Here is a 19,803-nt window from a genome sequence, read left to right as displayed (position 1 = left end):
CGTGAGAATTTATGTGTCCAAAGATTATAACTAACTGTTACCCGATGGTAAAAAAAATGATGATTTTGCCATTGGGAACATTCCCATAAATTGGGAATGTTCCCAATTTTGATATAATTATGTTTCTTTACAAGAAAAAAACCTGATGAAGCGACACCAGATCACCATTGTTGACATTGCGAAGGAGCTTAATCTTTCTAAATCAACCGTATCGCGGGCTTTAACAGGGCACCCCAGCGTGAACGCAGTAACAAGGCAGGCGGTGCTGGACCTGGCGGAAAAACTCGACTACCAGCGTAACATGCTGGCGATCAGCCTGGTTACCCGGAAAACAAATACTATCGGGATCATCGTTCCGGAATTTACCAGTTCTTATTTCCCAAATATTACCATCGGCGCGCAGGAAGTGGCCAGCAAAGCCGGCTATAATACCGTCATTTGTCAATCCAACGAAACTTATGAAACGGAAGTAGCCAATACCAAAGTGATGCTGGCCAACCAGGTAGATGGTGTATTGGTATCGATCACTAAAGAAACAAAGAACTTTGATCATTTAAAGATATTCCAGCGCAAGGGGATTCCCATCGTATTTTTCAACCGGGTATGCGATGAAATGGATGTGCCCAAAGTAATTGTTGACGACTATGACGGCGCATTCCGTGCGGTGAATCATTTGATTGAAAGAGGCAGGAGAAGGATCGCACATTTATCCGGCCCACCTTCTCTCAAAATAAGTGAAAAAAGACTGAACGGCTATAAGGCTGCTTTAAGAAAAAACAATATTGAGCTGGATGAAGACCTGGTAATTCCGTATGACCTGAACCTCGATAAGGTGCATATTTATGTTAATCATCTTTTAAACCTTCCCCATCCCCCCGATGCGATTTTTGCGATCAGCGATCCTACCGCCATTGAGATTATACAGGTGGTGAAGAAAAGAGGTTTGCGGGTACCGGAAGATATTGCGGTGGTGGGATTCAGTAACGACTTTGCATCAGGGCTTATTCATCCTTCTTTAACCACGGTATCACAGCCGGTAAAGGAAATTGGCGGCACGGCCGCACAGCTGCTCATAGACCAGATCAGCCGCGATGTATCGGAATGGAAGAGTATTATCAGGGTGTTGAAAACGGAACTGATTGTGCGGGAATCCAGTTAAGATTTCCCTATATCCCCGCCGTCGCCGCTTTCATTTTCACCAGGCCGGTTTTCGCTACCAGCAAAGCATCCTGCTGATAATAATTGTTGTTAAAAACCTCCAGTGAAATAATCACCGGTTTCCCGGGGTGCTTAATATGTTGCAGCATCTGCTTCAGCGGTGCAATGCCATCTCCCGGGTAAATACGATCCGGCTCAGAAATTTTACCTGGCGTGATCCCCGCCGGGTAGTCGTTTATATGGAAAATATCCACGGCATCCTTACCTACAAACGCCATGCTGTCGGGGTTTGAACCACCTTTGAAAATATGAAAGGTATCCATCAGCACGCGGGCATCTTTATGGCCGCTTTCTGTGATCACATACAGCACCTGGCTTATTTTTTTCAGGTTGGGAGATCCGCCCCACATTTCAAGGATGGGCATTACACCGGTGTTCTTGCCCATTTCAAGGATAGTAAGATATCTTTCCGTTACCACGTTCAGGTCAATTAACGGGTCATTGCTGCTGTTAGCGCCCATTGGCGGCGCCGCTATCCGCTTACAGCCAATTTGCGCCAGCTGCTCCATTTCGCGCTGCAGCTGTTCCAGCCCCGCTTTGCGGGTGGCTTCATCATCCACAATCCATTTGGCAAATCCAATCGCATTCTCCACTTCAATGCCTAAATCATGAATGATCCTTCTGGCTTCCGTTACCGAGCCCCCTTGCTGCAAATACCCCTGAAAAGTATCTATCCATATCTCCACCGAGCTAAACCCTGCTTTGGACGCCGTTTCCAGCTCTTTGATAAAACCCAATTTCTGCCCCCGGATGGTACTCATGTTCAGTGAATACTTAAAAGCAGGCGAAGGCTTTTCAACAGGCGCCTTTGCTGATACCGGTAATTTCAGCAATGCAGCGCCGGCTGATAAGCTGAGCGCTTTTAAGGCTGTTCTGCGATTAAAGGAAAGGTCAGTCATTGTGTCCGAAGTTTTTAGCATAGCGTTAAAATATACATTCCATTCTGGAACTGCAAATCTGCCGCGAAAATATAAACGGGCAACGGCATGAACAAGGTTCTGCATAAAGGAGGATGCCTTGAACAGGCATTCTCCTTTATGCAGACTTGCTACAGCTTACCGGCTGTTGCATTTATTGACCATGTAGTAGGAGTAAGTCTTCTACATTCGGCGGTGTTGGTGACCGCGTCAGACAGGTTGGTAAATATTACCAAAGATCCGGCGGGATATGCAGCGGCCGGGTAATTAGTATTGAGAAAGGTATTGGTAATGGCTGTTTTAGCCACAGAGGTATTATTGAATACATTCGTATTGGCATTCACGCCGGAAACCACCCGGTATATTGAACTGCCATCAGACATTACCGTGATTGCTTCATACTGCGCGGTGAGTGTTCTGGAGCCCGCGCCGTCCATCAAACTGGTGGAGGTGATGGTAACAGGATTCGCACTGGCATCAATTTTCTTGATGGTGATTGTCAGGCCCGCAGGAACAGTGGAAGCCGCTGGTAAAGGAATAGTAATGGCCGCATTGACAGCGTTCAATGGAATAAAATAGTCCTGTTTTATCTTTGAGAGATCAGGAATTGTGCCGATAACGGTGGTATATACAGGCTACGTGCTCCAAGAATATATTCACCTTTGGTATCTTTAAAACGCAGGTTATCCTGCATGGCATCATACCATAATCCTCCAGCCTGTGCCAGGGTAGGATTGTATGGTCCCAATAATAACGGCTGCATAGGTTCCGCGATGCCGATGCTCCTGTTCCTGACTACAGATACACTTGCGGCATTACCTGGCAGCGTAACCACCAATGGGCAGCATTCTGTGAGATCGTTGAGTGGTGCAGGACCGGTGATATACCCCCTTACGGAGGTATCTATATTATATCCCGCTGCTGTTATGTTCTGGATATTCACATTGTGACAGGAAACGCCTACCGTTCCGGACCCGCTAATGATGCCGGTAAAGTCCGCAAAATAGGGCATTGTGAATCCGTTGACATAGCCGCCATTGACGTACAACCCACGGATGTTCATCACACCACTTACATGTTTAATAGTAAAGGTGGGTTTATTGGCCGCATCAGACTGTTCTGAATAAAGATCATTTATAATCAGGCTTCTTATTGCACCGGGAACTCCTTCAGCCGCGTAGAACTGGATATGACCTTCTTTATTCGCCTCTAATTGCGGCGCGTCGATCACCATGTTATTAGCCTGGGAGATGGAAATACCACATCCGGCTTTTGTATTCAGGATATAACAACTTTGCAGCTGAATGCTGTTATTCCCTTCATTACGGAACCACCAGCCATCACCTGTTTGTATTTCATTCGTAAAACAGCGCACAAACCTTGTGCTATAACATGCTTCCCCAACGCGAATGCCGCACTCTGTAAAATAGCCGGTTACGTAAACATCTTCCACCAGTGTACCCGGTGAACTATTCAGTAACAAACCGTTCACACAACCCTGCTCTTTCGGCGCGATAATCTTAAAGCTTGATAGTTGTGCGTATTGCGCATTATTGACTATTACTTTAGCCCCACTATTCAGTACAATAATAGCATCATCACGCGACTCCCCCTTAATGATCTGATGGTCCTGCGTAAGTACAATATCCTGCGTGGTGGCATACTCTCCCTGGGGCAAATACAATACCTGTATACCCGTAGCAACACATGCTGCCAACGCATTGGCTATTGCCTGGGTGTCATCGTCACTCCCGCCAACGCCTTTTGCGCCAAAACGCTTTACATTAATAACATCATTCAGGATGGCTTTAAACCGGCCAACCGCTATGGCTGTCCTCTTAATAACCGATCCGCCGTTATCAGTATCTGTGCTGGTGGCATCCCAGTAAAAATCGCCACCACCACCATCTCCGGGTGAATAATAGCCAAGTAGATGGATCAGATCATTTGGATTAAGTGCAGTTACATCTGCCCGCAAATCAACCATGGAATTAAACTTCATAATTAACATTTTAATGGATAAAAATCGATGAAATGAAGTTATTCCATGGCTACGCATTGAACATGCGTGTCCGTTTTACGGAGGTTGCAAAAAAAGCCGGCTTTTATCAGTAATTGCTGCGAAGCTGAAACGCCTTAGATAGCATCAGTTCATGATCAGGTCCAGGTAATGCCGGCCATCATACGCGATGTTGATTGTTTTGGAGAACCAGCCCACACCGCCTTTCATGGTACCCTTGAAGGAAATATGCACAGAGTCCTCCAGGTTAATGCCCGTTTGACCCAGTTTATTAAAATCCGGTTTCACTGTTACGGGGATGGTGAACAACGCATTTGCCGGCACATTTATCAGGGTATCGATGTGCACATGTCCCAACAGGAAAGTATCCAGCATCAGGTCCAGGTCGCCGCCTTTAAACGTGAATCCGAAACTGTTAGGATTATAGTAGATTCCTTCTATTTTCAATGCCGCCTGTTGCGGCGTGATATTGAAAACCCTGACAGCCAGTTTTTTCGGAAGCCGTGGTTCGGGTGTTTTAAATGCTGTACACCCGGAGAAAAATATCGCGGCAGCAATTGCCAGCAGCAGTGGTAATTTTTTGATGATCATATTCTTGTTATTGCACCAGTTTATCCAATTCTTTTTCCAGCTGGTCTTTTTTATAAAAGTCCAGTGATTGGGCAATCTTTCCGTCTTTTCCCACTATCACCACATGTGGTATGGAGGTGATATTAAAATTCTGTTGCACACCTATGCCTGCTTTAAAGCCGCCTTCTGTAAGCCCCTGCAGCCACTCCATTTTAGTTTCGTTTACAGCGGTCAGCCATTTGGCTTTGTCGTCGTCAACAGACACCGCGACAAATACGACTCCCTTCTCCTTAAACTTGTTATAATGATTGCGCATCTGCGGAATGTAAGCACGACAGGGAGCACACCAGGATGCCCAGAAGTCGAGTACCACCACTTTTCCTGCCATGTCTTTGATAGAAAAGGCATGACCATCAGGATCCGTCAATTTTAATTCCGGCAATGCTGCGCCGGCGCCGGTGCGTTTAAATGATTCGATCTTTGTCAGCAATGCTTTTCCATGCCAGGTATTCCTGCTGGCGGGAGCCAGGAGCGCATACCCTTGCGCTGCTTTATCGGCTGTGGATGCGTTTCTCAGGGCAAGCCAGGCCGAGAGTTCCAGTTCGGGGTTATCTTTCACATATTCCATTTGCGGCTTACTATGCTGTTGATACGCATAAAACTGGTCGTTCATCCGGCCGCCTTTAAAAGAACTGCCGGTCAGTGAGTCGAGGCTGGATTCAACTGTATAGGTAGTGTTTTCCAGGAACAGCTGCACTGTTTTTGTGCTCACTTTAAGCTGTATCAATTCGGGGTGATCCAGCTTACCGGAAAAAGTAAACTCTCCGTTGATGATACGAACCCTTGGTGGCAGCACTGCCGGCTTCCCGGCTTCATCCACATGTTCAAGAATGGCCACGTATCCGCTGATGATGCCCGTTACTTTTCCTTTGATTACAAATCCTTCTCCTGCCAGGCTGTATAAAGGCAGCAGCAGGAAGATGATTATTTTAATGACAGGACGCATAAAGTTGATATCTTTTTTATGTAAACAAAAAAGGGCAACAGCACAGCGGTAGTGTGCCGTTGCCCCTGGCGGAAGTTATGCTGAAGGTATTCCCGCAAACAACCTATTTGATTGTTTCCATTAATTTTTTATCCAATGCCTCCCCATAGAGATCCCTGGCTATTATTTTTCCATCTGGTCCGATCAATACATTGGAAGGAATGTAGCCGGCGCCATAAGCCGCTGCGGCGGTGTCGCCCCAACCTTTGAGACTGGAGAGATTGAGCCAGTTCAGTTCATGTTTTTCCATGGCTTTTACCCAGGCTTCTTTTTTGGAATCCAGTGAGATGCCCACCATTACGAAGTTCTTATCTTTGAATTTGTCATTCGCCGCTTTCAGGAAAGGGATCTGTGGTTTGCAGGGACCGCACCAGCTGGCCCAGAAATCCACCAGTACATACTTCCCTTTAAAATCTCCCAGCGACACCATTTTGCCATTTACATCGGGGATACTGAAAGCCGGCGCAGCGTCGCCGATCTTTATCTGGCCGGGCCTGCCGGGTGCTTCTCCTTCTTCATTCATCTTCAGAGAGAGGATGGATGGATCCACTTTACCCGGATTCTTCCAGCGTTGCAGTATCCTGGAAGCTTTTGCATGTTCACCAAGGCCATCATAAAGCGCTTCCATTTCCTTTGTATTCTTATTAAAATATACCGTGATGAGATAACCGGTAACACCGGAATTCGGATGGGCCAATATCCACTTCCGGAGTGTATCCTTCATCCGCTGCTCCACTTCGGAACCCTGTTTATTGTAGGCTTCCGCTGCATCCTCATCTCCTATTTCCATTGCTTTATGGTATTTCTGCTCCAGCTCTGCAAACAACTTCCCATCACCTTTGTCCGGGGAAGTCATTTCCATTACTTCCTGCCATTCCTTTACCCAGGAATCGCCGGAAAAAGTGGCGTCATTAAAATATCCGCCTTTCCCCGTGATGTTCATCTTGCCTTTTTCCAGGTATACCAATGCGCCTCCCAGTTCCGGTTTACTGCCTATCTGCATAATATATACGCTTCCTCCTTTGGCTATCGGCATCGTTAGCCTGAACTGGTGGTTCTTAATGACGGTGTTGGCAGTATCTCCGGAATAAGGTTCGTACAGCGTCACCGCGGTATCATTCGGGGACTTATCCAGTTTGGCCGTAATGATGGCCACATCCTCCTGCGCATACGCAGCAAAGCTTCCCATGCAAAAAGTGAATGCAAACAGTTTTCTCATCATGATTAAGTGCGTTTAAGTATTAGGCAATCATTACCGCAAAACGGGTGAAGCCTGTTGTTAATTAATTATCATTTTTTCGGCGTGACCGGGTTAGTCAGCATATCTTCCAGCACCGATACTGTTTCAGCGAGGTAAACATCTTTCCCCAGTTTGTCCAGCCATTCTTTGTAAGAGGCAGTATTAACGGCATCATTCTTTTGCATAGCGGGATTAATGTTCCTCAGCATCGATGGCAGTACGGTCAGCACGTCCTTACCTTTCAGTTCTTTGGCCTGTTGTATGTTTTTCTCATACCCGGATGTTTGCTTATAAACAGCGCCGAACGACAACAGTTCCAGTGGTGCAGGTTGCTCCTGCAATGCTTTTAACTGGCGGGTGTTGGCTGCGATAGTGGCAAAGGAAGGATGCTGCTGAACCCGCAAGCGTGCCTGCTGCACTACTTTCTGATAATCAAACCCAAAGGTAAGCCGCTGATAAGGAGGCAATCCGACGGTATCGCATGCGAGGGCAGACGAAAAATCTTTTTCCATTACGGATTGCGAACTCATTCTATCCTGCAGTACAACATCAGGGATTACGCCCTGCAGCTGTGTGGATGATCCGTTAATGCGGTAAAACTTCTCCGTGGTAACCCGCATGGTGCCATAGTTTACATCGGCAATGCCTTTCGCAGCATCACCCATTTTACCGATGGTGATATTCACCTGGGCAGTGCCTTTTCCAAAAGAAGAGGAGGTGCCTACAATAAGCCCGCGGCCACGATCCTGCATAGCGGCGGCAAATATTTCAGACGCAGAGGCGCTGCCTTCATCTACCAACACGGTGAGCGGCCCATCATACAATGGTTCCACTGCCGGAGAGGAATACATCCGGATACTGTCTTTTCCGCGGAGCCAGGTAATAGGTCCGGAGGGCACAAAGCAATAGCCCATGGTGACTACCTCATCGAGGGAGCCACCGCCATTGCCGCGCAGATCCACTACAATGCCATCTACTTCCTGTTCCTTGAGCTTCTCTACTTCCCGGGCTACATCGTTGGCAGAGCCATTTATTTTGGTACCGGAAGGATCCATGTAAAAGAGGGGAAGGAAGATATATCCAAAACGTTTTCCGTTCTTTTCAATCACGGCGCTTTTCGCCCTGTTTTCCAGGTCAATTACTTCATCTCTTTTTACGGTCACCGTTCTTTCTTTTTCACCTGGCTGTTGCAGCCGCATGGTAACGGAGGTTCCTTTTTCACCGCGGATCAAGCCGGCTACTTCGTTGGCGGGAAGCCCGTTTACCGGCAGCATCTCTCCTTTGCTGTCGGCAACGGCGATGATATTGTCGTTCTCTTTTACCTGCCCGCTGCGGTAAGCGGTACCACCCGGCAATAATCTTTTGATATAGTAATCGGATTCTTTTACGCCCAGCTCTATGCCCAGTCCGAAATAACGTTTATTCAGCTGTTCATTCATGAACCGGTCCTGTGGCGCCGCATAGGTAGTATGCGGATCAATTTCAAACATAGCGGCACTTACATACTGCGCAAATTTGTCTTCCGCTCCGCGTTGCCCGGTCGTCTGACGGAAATAATCGCTGTACCATTTGCGTACTTTTTCCCGGGCTTTGGCTTCCAGTGCCGGGTCGGCAGCTGCGAGGTGTTTGGCGGTGTCGCCACTGGCGGCGCTCATCTCCATATAATGCCGCAGGGTGTAATATTTCAGGAGCTTGCGCCACAGTTCTTCGCGCGTTTGTTTACTGGTGCAAAAGGGAAGATCTTTCCTGAAGGCCATTACCGTTTCTTTCTTTTTCAGATCGAAGGGAGTGGCCAGGATCTGCTGGCAAAGCTGGCTGGCTTCATTAGCGCGTTTCTCATATATCGCGTAGGCGGCATCAAAAAAAGTAGTAGCGCCTGTGTTCAGCTGATCGTCGACCTGCGTTTTATATACCGCAAGGGCAGCCACATCTTCCTGGAGGAACAGGTTACTGTTAGGGTCCAGGGTGTGCAGGAACCGGTTCCATACTGCCGCGGAGTAGGCGTCGTCAATCGGCCTTGGATGGTAATGTTTTTTCGTGACCTTATTGATAGCAGCAGTGATAACGGCGCTGTGGTACGACGGCTGCGTAGCGTTAGCAGCGGGCGTTTGGGCTTTAACCGTAAAGCCGGCAATGGCCAACACGCCTGATAGCAGGAGTTGCGCTCCTTTCAATGTTTTCATACAAAAAATATTAATGCGAAGAATATCAACGGCTCCGTACAGGTTATGGCCTGTTACCGATCGCCTGAAGATCTACCTGGTATCTGTTGAGAAATGTGCTGACAACAACATCGTATTTCTTTCTTATCAATCCCTTTTCATCCACCTGGCTGCGCAGTACGCCCGCTTCCAGTTCATCTTTGGTATGACTGGTAATCAATTGAATAAATGCCAGGAAATCAGTGGCCACATTCAGCTGGTTGTTGTATGGCTCCACGATGCCTTCTGCCAGGAGCCTGGCAGGCGGTACCTGTCCGTAGGAAGGCGGCGCCAGGGCTTTGAATGCATCAGGAACAATAGTGCCGTCTGTCCGAACGACGCGTTCCATATAGCTTCGGTGCAGCCAGCCACGCATCTGCTTGCGTTCTGCCGGTGTTTTTTTCGACAGCGTACTATCGGCCCAGCCAATAGCCAGCATACTGCTGGTGGCAGAAAATCCGGTTGCTGAACGGGTATTCCCTGCGCCGATATAGGAGGCAAGTAAAATTTTGTAAGGGAGTGTGGTCTTTAAAAAAGCCTCCGGGTATACGTCCAGTAATTCCTCTCTTATATACTGTAACGTGGATGCTATATAAGCGGGATTAGCATTAAATGCACTATCTGTTTTCTTATCGGAGTAGTTATAAGCATAATCCAGCTGTGTAAATTTATACAGGACAAAAGTGTTGTATTTTTTATACCAGGCCACTATCGTATCATCATACTCATGATTACCCTGTGGGAGCGTATATAAGGGCTGGACAGGATCCGGTGTTAATGCCGCCTCTTTATTACAGGCTATTCCCACTAACAGCACTATCAGGAAATATAATCTCATATATGATTATTTACAGTTGAAAGAAATTATTCCGGTAAACGCTTACCTGCGAATAAGGGATTTTGTGTCAGTGCCGGGTTCCTTGATAGTACATCGGTGGGTATCGGCATTATATACTGCGGGTCGCGTGCCGGCAACCGGAACACCTGCACCGTTACCTGGTTGGGTGTAAAGATGTGTTTGATCGATGGCATGCCGTAGCGTCTCAGGTCAAACCAGCGATGTGCTTCTTCGCGGTATAGTTCCCGGCGGCGTTCTGTTCTGCACATTTGCAGCAATACATCTCCCGGTTTTACGATCCAGGGGGTGAAAGAAGCCCGGTCAATTCTATTGGCGCGCAAGGTATTCAGGCTTACCAGTGCCTGTGCGGCGGCGTTACCATCGCCTGTTTTCCTGTATTTCTGGATGTAGGCTTCTGCACGGTTCAGGTAAGCTTCGGAACTTCTCCACGAATTGGTTAATTCGGCAGAATGCCCCGAAACGGATGGCACATTCTTCATCTGTGAAAAATCGGGCGTCAGGAATTCTTTCATAAATTCCGGATTGATGTAAAATCCTGTTTGCCTGCGCAGGTCATTCTCTTCAAAACAGTTCACCAGGTCGTACGAAATATCATATGCCTCTGAATAAGTGTTTGGTAACTGCTCCTCTCCCTGTCCATAGTTCCAGATACTTTCAATATTAGACGGTCCTATCAGCATTTTATTTTCTGTATCCGGCATCCCTCCCCAGGTGTTCAGGTCCATTAACTGCGGGTGATAACGCAGCACTTCGTCGGCATGACTGATCGCTTTATCCCAGTCTTCCATGTAAAGGAAAACCCTGCTGGCCAGCAGATGCGCAGCCACATGGGAAACCCGGTAATATTCGCGGTTAGCCTTGTATTTATCCAACAGGTAAATACCGCTGTCGAGGTCACTCACAATCTGGTTGTACACTTCTTTCACGGTGTTCCTGCTGAGAAAAGCATCCGAGAGGTCGGCGGTTTTCCTGATAGGCACGCCGGGACTTTTATCGGGTGTAGTGAGGGAATCATTATAGGGTTTTGCATAAATATTCACCAGCATAAAGTGATAGAACGCCCGTAGTGTATAGGCTTCTCCTTTAAACTGGTCTTTGTCGGCCTGCAAGCCGGTTGAATTATCCATATACTGAAGCGCTACATTTACGCCCAGCAGCAACTTATAATAAGTGCTCCAGGTATTGAAATTGATAGCATTGCCGGCAGCGGCCGTGGCGGGCTCCATGTCTGGTTGCCACTGAAAGATGGGAGCCGGCAGGAGTGGCGCATTTGAGTGGGCCATGAGTGGTCCTGTATAGCCCTGGGTGTCGTCATCCAGGAATACCATCCAGGGTTGCAGCAATGTGGAAGCGGTAGGGTATCCATCATAATATAATATTTCCCCGAAATCATGGGTGGATTTAGGTATTACATCTGTTGGAGAATATTCCTGCAGGAACTTCTTGCAGGATACCAGACACAAGGCGCCTATGATTACAAGCAACGATTTCTTCATGCTGTGTTATTGAAATTAGTTACATTAAAAAGTAGCATTCAGGCTGAAAGCATATTGCCGGGTAAGCGGCAATGCAGTGGTGCCGATGCCATCAATTTCAGGGTCCTGTCCTTTTAGTTTCCTGTTGGCAACTGTAAAAACATTATTTACGGCGGCGCCAACGCTTAAATTCTTAATCCCGCTTCCCTTTAGCTTAACAGCAGGAATGGTGTAGGTAAGATTTAGATTGCTGCATCGCATATAGTTGTTACTGACGGTTCTCAGATCAGACATGTTATAAGCCTGGAACGGATCCACGGATATTTCTCCGGCGTTTACATTGGTACGGTTACTGAGCACTTTGTACGGTATAACAAGCCAGTCCCGGGTGGCTAAAAGATCCATCACTACAGGAATATCTGTATGTAATTCGTCACCCGGTTTACGCCAGCGGTTTAAATAATCTTTGCTGAGATTGGTAAATGGCGCCGGCACCCCATTCAATGCATTTGTGCGCGGGAAAGGATCATTGAGCCGTTTGCTGCTGCCAATACTCACGTAAAACAACATCACTGCTGAAAAGGATTTGTACCGGAACACCGGTTGAATACTCCCGGTGAAAGAAGGTTGAAGTTGCCCGGAATACACCAGGAAATCATCCGGGTTGGTGGTTTTTTCCTTGAGATCTAAATTCCTGAACATCGGCAAACCGCTGTTATGATTCAGACCATTATAAATATAAGAGTAGAAACCACTCACTGGTTTTCCGCGTAAGTGTCCGCTGCCATTAAAAAAGGAATTGTAGTCGTTGGGAATAATTTCGTCAGATACCCGGTTGCTGTTCTTGCTGGTGGTCAACGTAAAGGAGAGCGATGTGTTCCGCGATCTGATGGCATCTACATTGATCATCGCTTCCCATCCCTGGTTATATAACTCGCTTCCGTTCCTGTACATCACATCCATACCATATTCAAAAGGAATCTTTATCATGTCCAGTACATCCGTTGTTTTCTTCGAGTAATAATCAACATTCACCCGCAGGCGGCTATTGAACATGGCTACCTGGGTGCCCAGGTTCCACTGGTGGGTTTTTTCCCAGCGCAACTCCGGGTAAGGCATGGTTTTTATGTGCAGGTAGGGTTTGCCGGTAATGGGACTTGTTTCTCCCACAACGGGGGAATAAGTGGCTACCAGGTTAGGTCCTACTGCACTCACCACATTTCCCTGTGTGCCATACGAACCTCTCACCTGCCAGTCGCTGATCAGGGAGCTTACGGGAAACCAGTTTTCTGAAGAAGCATTCCAGCGGGCAGCAATACTGTAATTAGGTAAGAACCTGGAGTTGGAATACTGCCCAAACCTGTTGGAGCCATCCGTCCGGATGGTACCGCTCAATACATAGCGGTTCATCATGCTGTAAGCGGCCGTACTGTAATAGGAAACGGAGTTGTCGATAGCTTCGTTGATTGTTTCTGAACTATATAATTTCCTGCCCATTACAGTCGGAAAGAATGACTTTCCCCTGTCCGGAAAGTACCCCGGTTCCCTGGATGTAAGGCCATTGGCGGTTTCACTTCTCACCTCGTTACCCAACGTAAAATTAAACTGGTCGCGGTCCTTCCGTACGCCTGTATTGTAATCTATGCTGTTCCGCATTCCGAGCGACATACTCTTCTGGTTCATCATATAGGCCATGCCTCCTGTGGGCAGCGCCGTCAGCATCATCTCCTGTGTAGGCACCACCTCCGCGCTCCATCCGCGTTCAACCGCAATAGCATATGTTTGCTCATCAGCTGCGGTTAATCCATCGGCTCCACTCACAATAACGTTGGAAGAATGGCGAAAAAACAATCCCTTCCTGATCTTATAATCCAACGATAAATTCAGGCTGGAAGAATGTGTGCTGCTGTTGTTTTCCGAGTGACTGATTTCATTTTGTATGTTATAAACATACGGTGGCCATACTAACTGTACGGGCTCATTAACCCTCAGGTTGCCCGGCGTGCGCACCGGGTAAAAATCATCCGGGCTGTAAATACGGCTTGTTTGCAACGCATAGGTCAACGGGTTTACCGACTGGTAATACCCGGTGGATTTTATATAATTGCTTTGCATGGACAAGTCCAGGTTCAACCGTTTACCAATCTGCGTGCGCACACTTACATTCGCTGAATATGTTTTCTTGCCATCCTCTTTCGCTGCGCCGTTAAAGCCGCCATAGCTCAGGGAAGCGTAATAGGTGGTTTTGCCCGCGCCGCCACTCATGCTGAGCGCATGCTGCATGCTCATCTGGTTCCTGAACAACACCTTAAACCAATCCGTATTCCGGGTTTCAATAGTGCCTACCCCCGCCCGGAATTCTGCTTCCGTAATTTGCCTGGCATACAACTGTCTTAATAATCCTTCATACGAAAAACGTTCTTCGAAACCACTTTCACTTCCGTTAAAGACCACGCCATCTTCTATCAGTGATTTTGAGAAAGCCACGCGTTCCTTCGAATTCATGAGGTTCAGCTGGTTGTAGGATGGACGCGCCTGGAAAGATATATTTGAATTGTAGGTTACTTCCACTGGACCCGCCTTTCCTCTTTTAGTGGTTACCACAATTACGCCGTTGGCCGCGCGGGTACCATAAATAGAAGTAGCGGCGGCATCTCTTAAAAATGTGATGCTTTCAATATCATAGGGGTTCAAACCACTGATGGCGTTTCCCATCAGTTCATAGTTGGATTGGGAAGGACCGCTGAGTACATTATTCAACAATGCGGAGGAGATATTAACGGGGTCGGGGCGTATCATACCATCGATCACCCAGAGCGGGGCGGCGTTGCCAATTAAGGTGGAGGTACCGCGGATTCGCATAGTAGGCTTTGCATTCACACCACCGGAGGTGTTGATCACCATCAGCCCCGGCACTTTGCCCTGCAACATCCGGTCTACAGACGGCTGACCGGGCTGTAAGATATCGGCTGCATTGAGTTTTAATACGGAGCCCGTGGCTAAACGGGGATCTATTTTCTGATACCCGTTCACCACAACTTCCTGGATTTCCCGGGCAATGGTATCCATTTTAAAAGGGATCAACGGATCGTCTGACACCTTCACTTTGTACAGCAGCGTTTTCATTCCTACCAGGGAGAGGCTTACCTGTTCCTGCTCCCGGGCAACCAGCATAAACATCCCGTCGGGCTGTGTTACGGTCATTTCCTTTGAGGTAAGTCCTTTAATGCTCACCCCTGCCAAAGGCGAGCCCTGGGGGTCGGTTACCCTTCCCCTGAGGATCACCGACTGGCTGGTTGCCTTTTCTGCAGACACCTCCTGTTCGTAGATAATGATCCCGCCCATCTCCACCATAAATTGCAGGCCGGTATTAAGCAACAGTTTTTTGAGTAACGATTCCAGTGAAACCGCATTTACTTTCACCGTAACCGGTGGCTGACGCCGGATTAGCTCACTGTTATAGGTAAAGCGTATATGCATCTTCGTACGCAGATCCTTCAGCACTTTGCTTAAAGATGATTTATTGGCCTCGTAAGAAATCTTTCTCGATAATATTTCCTGTTGTATACTATCCTGCGCCAACGCCCCATTGCCGGTAAGAAGCAGCAAAAGCAACAACTGGTAAGGTAACCGCATGACATAGCGCCGCGCTTCCTTCCAGGCGAAGGACAAGCCCAATAAATTTCTCATTCTGGTTTGGTATTATGGTTTAAGCAGTAACCGGTGGCTACTGGCAATCTGATTGACTCCGGTTGATATTCTTAACTATTGACGTTTCATGATGTGCACTGTTTTGCCTTCCACCCGGAACCTTAAATTACCCATGCTATGGCTGATCTGGTTCAGTACATCCTGTAAAACCGCCGGGCGGCGCATATCTAAAGTAAAACTTATTTTCTCGAGCGTTGGATCTTCAAAAACAAAAACGTAATCATAATTCCGGGCCAGGTAGCCGGTAATATCCAGCAGTGTGGCATCTTCAAAAAAGAGATCGCCTTCCATCCAGGCGGTGAACACCCTGGCTTCCACGGTCCTTTTTTGCAGCGAACCATTTTTATCATTATAAACGGCCTGCTCATCGGGCGCCAGTATGGTATGCTCCTGGCCGGCGGTGACCAGCAGCTTTCCGCTGCTTAAAGTGGTTTGTATACCCGGTCCGTAGGTGTTTACGTTAAAGGCAGTACCCAGTACTTTCATGGTCATTTTGCCTGTATGTACCAGGAATGGGCGTTCTATATCGGCGGCCACATCGAAGTAGGCTTCTCCCTGCACATACACTTCCCGTGACGGGCCGTTAAAGGCAGCAGGATAGATCAGCCGGGAACCGGCGTTGAGCCATACCCTGGTGCTGTCGGCCAGCCGGAGGGTGAATTGTAAGCCGCGGGGCACTTCCAGTGTATCCATCGCCGTTACTACTGCACGATCGGCGCCGGCATCGTATACCAATGACGACTGACCTGCTTTGATAGCGGCGATGCCGTTGTTTTGAATAACCTGTGTGTCGCCGCCAAGCGTTATTTCATGACCGTTGGATAACTTGAGGCGCACCTTGCCCACGGGCATTTCGTTGGCCAACTGCGGCGTGTGCTGCCTGGGCAGGAATGTCCATAATGCTGCCCCGATGGCCAATACCAATATTGCTGCGGCGGCCAGCTTCACCAGTGTGAAACGGCGGGCCTGCCTGCGGTCCCTGGCCTGTACAAAACTCTGCCATCCCTCTTCTTCCGGGAATTTTTCCGCGCCCAGTCTCGACTGCATCTCTTTAGCTGCAGCCAGCATTGCCAGCTCTTCCTCCGTCAGGGATTCCCCCGTTCTGTTCCCATCCATCAGGTCCAGCAGCTTATCCCAGTCTATTTCTTTATCTTTTTCATTCATAACTTCGGTAATAAGGGCAAACAATTATGAAAAAAGGGTGAAGGCCTGTCAGTTATTTTTTAAGAAAAAAAGGAAAGCGATGAAAATATTCATCCACCGGCATTCTTTCCGTAAAAACTGCAGTGCCAGTTTTATCTGCGTTTTCACCGTATTAATGGAGATACCGAGCGTTTCGGCGATATCTTTATATTTCAGTCCATCCCGGTTGCTTAGCAGGAATATCCGGCGGCGCTGCTCCGGCAGCCGGGCTACAGCCGCCCACAGCGCTGCATTGCGGTCGGCTTCCGCTTCATTGTCTTCCAGCGGAAAATGCTGCGTCATGTTTTCAATGACGGCTATTTCCTCCAGCGACGTTTTGCCTGATTTCTTTAAATAGTTCAGTGAAGCGTTGCGGATGGCGCGAACGGCATAACTCTTAAAATCGTGGGTAATACGGATGACATGCCGCTTACTCCAGCAATAAAGGAAAAAATCCTGCACAATATCCCTGGCCGCGTCCTCATCTTCCACTACATAGTAAGCGGCAGTGCACAGGAAGGTGTAGTGAAGTTTGAACTGTTCTTCGAAAGAAACTACTTCACCTGATTTTGGTTGGTACATAAACCACTTTGTAACTTCATTGTTATCCGCACAAAGTATAATAAAATCCGGATTTATTTCCATCATCTGTTGTCCCGCATTATGCTGTTGCTGTTTTTTGCAGATAACCAACGGCCGGCTGCCTCATTTAAATCACCACTATCATCATAGGCAACAGAAAAGTGAAAAAGGGTGAAGCAGGAGGAAATTTTTTTCGGGGATGTAATCCCGGCCATCAACAGGAGCGTCTGTTTTTATTAATCTGAACTTTTTAACAAAGCAGTTTGCACCACGTTTCAGCAAACCGGTCTTACCCGGTTAATCCGACCTTTGATAAAACTAAAATTATGTCCAGCGTTTGGTTTATTACAGGCAGCTCCCGCGGATTGGGAAGGAGCCTTACAGCAGCTGTACTGGCGGGTGGCGACCTGGTAGCGGCCACCGCCCGGCGTCCCGGCCTGTTAAAAGATCTTGCAACAAAGTATCCCGGCAATATATATCCGCTGCAGCTGGACGTTACCAACAACGCACAGATCATCGCCGCCATTGAAAATACCATTCAACATTTTGGCCGGATAGATGTGCTGGTCAATAACGCAGGCGCCGGCATCTTAGGCGCCGCTGAGGCCTACAGCGATGAGCAGGTACTCAGCCAGCTGGAAACGAACCTGTATGCACCTATCGCCATCACCCGTGCAGTGTTGCCATATATGCGCCGGCAAGGTTCGGGCAGGATACTTCAAATCAGCTCCGTAGGCGGCAGGGTGGGCAGCCCCGGCCTCACCATTTACCAGGCCGCGAAGTTTGGATTGAGCGGTTTCAGCGAAGCCCTGGCTAAAGAGGTAAGACCATTGGGCATACTGGTGACAAGTATTGAACCGGGCGGTTTCCGCACCGGCATGACGGCCTCTTTGCCCTGCGCGCAGGAGATAGCGGGCTATGAAAAGACAGTGGGCACCCGGATAACACTGTTTAAAAATAGTAACTTTAGCCCCGCAGGCACGCCTGACAAAGCCGCGGAAGCAATCATTAACCTGGTTAAGCATCCTGCGCCCCCGGTACACCTGGTACTTGGAAGCGATGCCATATACCGGATAAGGGAAGCCAATGCGGAAAGAAATGAGGAAATGGAAAAGTGGCTGCCGGTAAGCGTCTCTACAGATGCAGTGAGTTTTACACAAACGGATTAATACAATTGAATAATGCCTTCACTCAATAAACAACCATCCCCTATCGCGTATTCCTGCTACACCATCAGTACCCGGGAGGGAGAACAGTTTATACAGGACTATGTATTCAGCTACCAGGTGTCGGGAACAATGATCATGAATGATGGCAACAAAGCATATATTTTTAAACCCGGTGATGTCAGACTCGGCAGGCGGAACCGGCTGATGAAGTTCAACAAGCTACCGCCCGAAGGCGGCGAGTTTAAATCGTTTTCCGTTCACTTCGATCAGCCCTTCCTGCGGGAGTTTAGTATGGAAGCCGGATATAAAGCCGAAAAGCAGGTGAATGGCAACGCTGTCATTGCCCTGGAACCCCATCCTTTGTATAAAAACTATTTTAATTCACTGCCGCCCTACATGCAACTGAACGGGGAAGATGATGCCGCGCTGGTTACATTGAAATTAAGAGAAGCAGTGCTGCTGTTGTTAAAAGTAAATCCCGGCATGAAAGATATATTATTCGATTTCAGTGAGCCGGGAAAAATAGATCTCGAAGCTTTTATGAATAAGAATTTTCATTTTAACGTGGACCTTAACCGGTTTGCTTACCTGACCGGCAGGAGCCTGGCTACTTTCAAGCGCGATTTCGAAAAGCTGTTTCATTCAACCCCCAGCCGCTGGCTGCAGCAGCGGAGATTACAGGAAGCCTATTATCTTATTAAAGAAAAAGGTAAAACGCCTTCCGATATTTACCTGGACCTTGGCTTCGAGGACCTCTCGCATTTTTCATTTGCTTTCAAGAAGCAATTCGGGACAGCCCCCACAAAAATTTAACGGGTGCGTGCCCGCCTGTCCGTAAGCATCCGGAAATACCCCAGCATCCCGGCAGATAACACCAGGCAGAAAAAAGTACATACTACCACCGCCCATACCGGCATATCGGGCCGGAGTCCCATGAAATACTGCACTACCGCGTATCCCATGCCGCCTAACATAAACAGCATGGCCAAAGGTATGATGAAATACAGCAGCAGGATCATCCCGGAATTAAAGAAAGAGGCCATCCGCCAGCCCATTGCATATAAAATACCTCCTATTGCAAAATATCCCATTACCAGTAACATAACAGCCGCTCCACTCATTAACAGGTATTTACTTGTGGAGAACTCGCCGGCGGCAGACATACCGGGTTCATAGCCCACGGTAATCACCTCGCCGATATCCGGCTTGCCGGAGGAGGATACATCGGTTTCCATTTCCACCGGTGTGCCGTCTTTCGTTGTGAAGGCTACCGTGGAGCGATACATGATAGTGTTTTTATTTTTGCTGTCCTTCGATACATAAGAGGAAAAACTGACCACCTTCGCTTTATACCGCGGCAAGGTAAACGCATTCACCACAAAGTCGCCCAATACACCCGCAAGCGTGGCAGAGAGACTAAGCAGGCAAAATACCACCAGCGAAACATAACCTATCCCCATGCAGCCAGGTTTGCCGCCCGGGTTGTTTCGTTTTAATATTTTAACCGCTAACAGTACAGACAATACTACAATCGCAATGGCCGCCCAGCCATAGCTGGTTATACGCAATAAGATGATCAACATAGATTCCGGTAAACACCCTTTTTTGGGGTAA

Annotated in this window: 16 protein-coding genes; 3 read left to right on the top strand and 13 right to left on the bottom strand. The window is 48.0% G+C overall.

The annotated features are described in order from the left end of the window. Positions 1–145 precede the first annotated feature (145 nt). Positions 146–1,159, top strand: a complete 1,014-nt coding sequence (locus QFZ48_RS20975) for a LacI family DNA-binding transcriptional regulator (RefSeq protein WP_429050093.1) — start codon at positions 146–148, stop codon at positions 1,157–1,159. Between the two features lie 7 nt (positions 1,160–1,166). On the opposite strand, the gene QFZ48_RS20970 is transcribed toward QFZ48_RS20975, so the two are convergent. The 12 genes from QFZ48_RS20970 to QFZ48_RS20915 form a co-directional block, all read right to left on the bottom strand. Beyond that, positions 1,167–2,117 carry a sugar phosphate isomerase/epimerase family protein gene (locus tag QFZ48_RS20970; protein ID WP_429050095.1) on the bottom strand — a complete coding sequence of 317 codons (951 nt, stop codon included), beginning with the start codon at positions 2,115–2,117 and terminating at the stop codon, positions 1,167–1,169. A gap of 149 nt (positions 2,118–2,266) precedes the next feature. Further along, a complete protein-coding gene (locus QFZ48_RS20965) occupies positions 2,267–2,701 on the bottom strand; it encodes a hypothetical protein (protein WP_429063440.1) in 435 nt (144 codons plus the stop codon). A 20-nt stretch (positions 2,702–2,721) separates the two neighbouring features. Then, positions 2,722–4,137 carry a glycosyl hydrolase family 28-related protein gene (locus QFZ48_RS20960; protein WP_429063438.1) on the bottom strand — a complete coding sequence of 472 codons (1,416 nt, stop codon included), beginning with the start codon at positions 4,135–4,137 and terminating at the stop codon, positions 2,722–2,724. 144 nt (positions 4,138–4,281) lie between these two features. Next, a complete protein-coding gene (locus QFZ48_RS20955; protein WP_370907709.1) occupies positions 4,282–4,746 on the bottom strand; it encodes an LEA type 2 family protein in 465 nt (154 codons plus the stop codon). A 7-nt stretch (positions 4,747–4,753) separates the two neighbouring features. Then, entirely contained in the window at positions 4,754–5,731 is a 978-nt protein-coding gene (locus QFZ48_RS20950; RefSeq protein ID WP_429050101.1) for a thioredoxin-like domain-containing protein, read from the bottom strand. Between the two features lie 103 nt (positions 5,732–5,834). Further along, positions 5,835–6,992, bottom strand: coding sequence for a redoxin domain-containing protein (locus QFZ48_RS20945; RefSeq protein WP_429063436.1), 1,158 nt, complete (start codon positions 6,990–6,992; stop codon positions 5,835–5,837). 68 nt (positions 6,993–7,060) lie between these two features. Beyond that, positions 7,061–9,193, bottom strand: a complete 2,133-nt coding sequence (locus QFZ48_RS20940) for a carboxy terminal-processing peptidase (RefSeq protein ID WP_429050105.1) — start codon at positions 9,191–9,193, stop codon at positions 7,061–7,063. A 43-nt stretch (positions 9,194–9,236) separates the two neighbouring features. Beyond that, complete coding sequence (locus QFZ48_RS20935; protein ID WP_429063434.1) at positions 9,237–10,049, bottom strand: hypothetical protein; 813 nt, start codon at positions 10,047–10,049, stop codon at positions 9,237–9,239. 26 nt (positions 10,050–10,075) lie between these two features. Further along, the gene (locus tag QFZ48_RS20930) at positions 10,076–11,566 is read right to left on the bottom strand and encodes a RagB/SusD family nutrient uptake outer membrane protein (RefSeq protein ID WP_429050109.1); all 1,491 of its coding nucleotides are present in this window, start codon (positions 11,564–11,566) and stop codon (positions 10,076–10,078) included. Between the two features lie 24 nt (positions 11,567–11,590). After that, positions 11,591–15,235 carry a SusC/RagA family TonB-linked outer membrane protein gene (locus QFZ48_RS20925; protein ID WP_429063432.1) on the bottom strand — a complete coding sequence of 1,215 codons (3,645 nt, stop codon included), beginning with the start codon at positions 15,233–15,235 and terminating at the stop codon, positions 11,591–11,593. A gap of 75 nt (positions 15,236–15,310) precedes the next feature. Continuing rightward, a complete protein-coding gene (locus tag QFZ48_RS20920; RefSeq protein ID WP_429063430.1) occupies positions 15,311–16,420 on the bottom strand; it encodes a FecR family protein in 1,110 nt (369 codons plus the stop codon). Positions 16,421–16,468: 48 nt separating this feature from the next. Then, on the bottom strand, positions 16,469–17,020 hold the full coding sequence (locus tag QFZ48_RS20915) for an RNA polymerase sigma-70 factor (RefSeq protein ID WP_370907717.1): 552 nt from the start codon (positions 17,018–17,020) through the stop codon (positions 16,469–16,471). Positions 17,021–17,346: 326 nt separating this feature from the next. On the opposite strand from QFZ48_RS20915, the gene QFZ48_RS20910 reads away from it, so the two are divergent. Both QFZ48_RS20910 and QFZ48_RS20905 read left to right on the top strand, forming a co-directional pair. Next, positions 17,347–18,189 (top strand): SDR family NAD(P)-dependent oxidoreductase, encoded by an 843-nt coding sequence (locus QFZ48_RS20910; RefSeq protein WP_429063428.1) that lies wholly within the window; start codon positions 17,347–17,349, stop codon positions 18,187–18,189. 12 nt (positions 18,190–18,201) lie between these two features. Beyond that, positions 18,202–19,002, top strand: coding sequence for a helix-turn-helix domain-containing protein (locus QFZ48_RS20905; protein ID WP_429050116.1), 801 nt, complete (start codon positions 18,202–18,204; stop codon positions 19,000–19,002). Here the strand turns inward: QFZ48_RS20905 and QFZ48_RS20900 are convergent. Further along, positions 18,999–19,772 (bottom strand): hypothetical protein, encoded by a 774-nt coding sequence (locus tag QFZ48_RS20900; RefSeq protein ID WP_429050117.1) that lies wholly within the window; start codon positions 19,770–19,772, stop codon positions 18,999–19,001. The genes QFZ48_RS20905 and QFZ48_RS20900 overlap by 4 nt on opposite strands. Between the last annotated feature and the right edge of the window lie 31 nt (positions 19,773–19,803).

This window comes from Chitinophaga sp. W2I13, from assembly GCF_050434005.1.
Taxonomy (GTDB): domain Bacteria; phylum Bacteroidota; class Bacteroidia; order Chitinophagales; family Chitinophagaceae; genus Chitinophaga.
This window is presented reverse-complemented; position numbering and strand designations above follow the sequence as displayed.